Genomic DNA, 411 nt, shown 5'->3' with positions numbered 1-411 from the left:
AAAGCACTCTAACCGGGTGCTTTTTTTGTTTACAATGGCACACACTTACATTTTATACAGTCAGAAATTAGATGCTTTTTATACTGGTGCTTGTCATAATGATTTGAAAGTTCGAATTGAAAAACACAACAATGGCACCTATGGCGGTAAATCATTTACTTCCATTACAAACGATTGGGAACTGTTTTTAGCGTTTGAAGTTAGCAGTTATGCACATGCGATCCGACTGGAACGGAAGATAAAATTGATGAAAAGCAGAAAGTATATCCTCAATCTTTCAAAATATCCTGAACTAAGAGAAAAGATCGTAAATGAAACCGGGAGTATCTGACTCTCCCGAAAGCTTTCGGGACAGAAAGTCCCTGGTTCGAGCCCAGGGCCTGTCCCGAATACTTTCGGGGTGGGACCACA

The 411-nt window shown here is 40.4% G+C and carries 1 protein-coding gene; it reads left to right on the top strand.

Annotation, left to right across the window (positions count from 1 at the left end):
• On the top strand, positions 1 to 331 hold a 331-nt coding region (locus tag QPK98_RS15600; RefSeq protein ID WP_310994397.1), incomplete at its 5' end, for a GIY-YIG nuclease family protein.
• Between the last annotated feature and the right edge of the window lie 80 nt (positions 332 to 411).

The sequence above is a fragment of the Aequorivita marina genome, assembly GCF_031631895.2.
Classification (GTDB): Bacteria; Bacteroidota; Bacteroidia; order Flavobacteriales; family Flavobacteriaceae; genus Aequorivita; species Aequorivita marina.
This window is presented reverse-complemented; position numbering and strand designations above follow the sequence as displayed.